Annotated in this window: 2 protein-coding genes and 2 pseudogenes; 2 read left to right on the forward strand and 2 right to left on the reverse strand. The window is 50.5% G+C overall.

The features are described 5' to 3' along the window. A partial coding sequence (locus DD597_RS24640) for an IS5 family transposase (RefSeq protein WP_129256653.1) occupies positions 1–711 on the reverse strand: 711 nt, incomplete at its 3' end. A 35-nt stretch (positions 712–746) separates the two neighbouring features. Here DD597_RS24640 and DD597_RS24645 point away from each other — a divergent pair. Next, positions 747–884: pseudogene (locus DD597_RS24645) on the forward strand (IS110 family transposase); the annotation flags it as partial. Positions 885–1,139: 255 nt separating this feature from the next. Here DD597_RS24645 and DD597_RS24650 read toward each other — a convergent pair. Further along, a pseudogene (locus DD597_RS24650) lies at positions 1,140–1,636 on the reverse strand (IS1 family transposase); the annotation flags it as partial. A gap of 393 nt (positions 1,637–2,029) precedes the next feature. Between DD597_RS24650 and DD597_RS24655 the strand changes: the two are divergent. Further along, positions 2,030–3,058: a tyrosine-type recombinase/integrase gene (locus tag DD597_RS24655; protein ID WP_039002937.1), complete on the forward strand. Its 1,029-nt coding sequence runs from the start codon at positions 2,030–2,032 to the stop codon at positions 3,056–3,058. The last annotated feature ends 128 nt before the right edge of the window (positions 3,059–3,186 follow it).

Genomic DNA, 3,186 nt, shown 5'->3' on the forward strand with positions numbered 1-3,186 from the left:
GTAACCCGCACCTTTTCGGGGAGGGATAAGCGCGCTGATTTTCTTACGCCGCAGTTCATCGTGACATAGCCGGGTATCGTAAGCGCCATCGGCGGCGGCTGACCTGATTTTCCGGTGGGTTTGCCGGATAAGACCCGGGAAGGCTTCTGAGTCCGTCACATTGTTCAGCGACAGGTCAGCGCAGATGATTTCATGTGTTTTACTGTCAACGGCGAGATGCAGCTTACGCCAGATACGGCGGCGTTCCTGGCCATGCTTTTTGACTTTCCACTCGCCTTCACCGAAGACCTTCAGCCCGGTGGAATCAATCACCAGATGCGCGATTTCACCCCGGGTGAACGTTTTGAAACTGACATTAACCGACTTTGCGCGCTTGCTGACACTGGTGTAATCCGGGCAGCGCAACGGAACATTCATCAGTGTAAAAATGGAATCAATAAAACCCTGTGCAGCCCGCAGGGTCAGCCTGAACACGCGTTTAATGACCAGCACAGTCGTGATGGCAAGGTCAGAATAGCGCTGAGGTCTGCCTCGTGAAGAAGGTGTTGCTGACTCATACCAGGCCTGAATAGCTTCATCATCCAGCCAGAAAGTTATGGAGCCACGGTTGATGAGGGCTTTATTGTAGGTGGGCCAGTTGGTGATTTTGAACTTTTGCTTTGCCACGGAACGGTCTGCGTTGTCGGGAAGATACGTGATCTGATCCTTCAACTCAGCAAAAGTTCGATTTATTCAACAAAGCCCACCAGTCTGGCAAATTGGCCGATTGGGTCAGGGATTTACTGTGCCGGAAAAGCAACTTTGTCGTCACTTGTGCTCTGGCAAACAAGCTGGCCAGAATAGCCTGGGCCCTAACGGCACGACAGCAAACTTATGTAGCATAACGGCAGAAATACACCGGTTTAAAGAATTACTGATCTGGTTTTGCGAATACTGATATTGATGATACTAACGGCCCACCGGCCTGTTGAGGAACCTGTAAAACGGAAAGGCTCATTGAAGCCGTATATTTTCTGGAGGTTCATCAGGCGCGGAACTCATCAAGGCGCGGGAATAAAATCCCATTCAGACGCCGGATAGATTCAAGCAAGCCAACTTGTCGTCAAAATCGGTGTTGCAAAAACGGGAGTGACCATAGATTCCGTTTTCCAAGCGGACCCCTCAAAGGCCGACAGCAGGCTCAGAAGACGCCCCAGCGTCGCCATCGTGCGTTCACCGAATACGTGCGCCACAACCGTCTTCCGGAGCCTGTCATACGCGTAAAACAGCCAGCGCTGGCGCGATTTAGCCCCGACGTATCCCCACTGTTCGTCCATTTCAGCGCAGACAATCACATCACCGCCCGGTTGTATGCGCGAGGTTACCGACTGCGGCCTGAGTTTTTTAAGTGACGTAAAACCGTGTTGAGGCCAACGCCCATAATGCGTGCACTGGCGCGACATCCGACGCCATTCATGGCCATATCAATGATTTTCTGGTGCGTACCGGGCTGAGAGGCGGTGTAAGTGAACTGTAGTTGCCATGTTTTACGGCAGTGAGAGCAGAGATAGCGCTGATGTCCGGCGGTGCTTTTGCCGTTACGCACCACCCCGTCAGTAGCTGAACAGGAGGGACAGCTGATAGAAACAGAAGCCACTGGAGCACCTCAAAAACACCATCATACACTAAATCAGTAAGTTGGCAGCATCACCCAACACAATGAGTAAAGGATCAACTTATAGTTTATTGTCAATTTATTTAGAAAACCTTCTTCAAAACCCTGGATTTACGCTGCTAAATCCCGCTTATCAAACGGTTTCTTTTTTGTTCACTTGATCCATTGTATCAAAAAAAATCTTCCCCTTCTAACTTTAAATAATTAGTATTATTTAAAGTTAGTATATGATACTGATCAAATGAACAGTATTGACAGGCTCAAAAAGTCATGGTTCGAATCAAGGGCTTAAATTTTAAATTCTCACGGATAACTAGCCTGTCATTTTTTGTTTTTTCGCGTAGCGACACCAATTTATAGAGGTGAAATGATTACATGAGTAAACTTATTATCCCCGGTAATTCTGGCATGTTTCTTCGTGATATTGGTGCTGAGTACCAGGAAGCCGCCAAAAATTTCATGCAGTTCCTTAATGACCAGGGTGCTTACTCACCTAATACACTGCGCGATCTGCGCCTGGTCTTTCACTCCTGGGCGCGTTGGTGTCACGCTCGTGGTCTTGCGTGGTTTCCGATCTCCCCGGAAGCTGCCCGCGAATACCTGCTTCAACTGCATGATGCGGATCTGGCTTCAACCACCATTGAAAAGCATTACGCCATGCTCAATATGCTTTTGTCACAATGCGGACTGCCGCAACTATCTGATGACAAAAGCGTATCCCTGGCGATGCGGCGCATCCGGCGCGAAGCTGCAACCGAAAAAGGCGAACGCACAGGCCAGGCAGTGCCCCTGCGCTGGGATGACCTGAAACTTCTCGACGTGCTGCTCTCCCGCTCTGACAGGCTGGTGGATCTGCGCAACCGGGCTTTTCTGTTCCTGGCCTACAATACCCTGTTGCGTATGGCTGAAATGTCCCGCGTGCGTGTTCGCGATCTGGAACAGACTGGTGACACTGTAACGCTTCACGTATCCCACACCAAAACCATCACGACCGCCGCCGGACTTGATAAGGTGCTCTCCCGCCGGACAACTGCGGTTCTCAATGACTGGCTGGACGCGTCCGGACTACGTGATCACCCGGATGCGATACTTTTCCCGCCAGTACACCGGAGCAACAAAGCGCGGATCACTACCACGCCACTAACCGCGCCCGCGATGGAGAAGATTTTCAGTGACGCCTGGGCGCTGCTGGGTAAGAGTGATGCCACCCCCAATAAAGGCCGTTACCGGACGTGGACAGGCCACAGTGCGCGTGTTGGTGCTGCCATAGATATGGCTGAAAAACAGGTGTCTATGGTTGAAATTATGCAGGAAGGTACATGGAAGAAGCCCGAAACACTGATGCGTTATCTTCGCCGTGGCGGTGTGACAGTAGGTGCCAATAGCCGCCTCATGGATTCATGAGATTAAATTTCTAACACCCTTTTTTAACACTGCATTTTACTGTAAAGTACGCCTGTTTTTTCTGGGGGTGCTTTGCAGAGTCGTATCACGGAATCAAGGCGTTTCACGGGCACTGTTGCAAATAGTCG

The organism is Enterobacter cloacae complex sp. 677-3DZ2D5B (assembly GCF_004136695.1).
In the GTDB taxonomy this organism is placed as follows: domain Bacteria; phylum Pseudomonadota; class Gammaproteobacteria; order Enterobacterales; family Enterobacteriaceae; genus Enterobacter; species Enterobacter hormaechei_C.

Coding starts and splice junctions, on each gene's coding strand:
- DD597_RS24655 (WP_039002937.1), top strand. CDS start 2,030: ATGAGTAAACTTATTATCCCCGGTAATTCTGGCATGTTTCTTCGTGAT.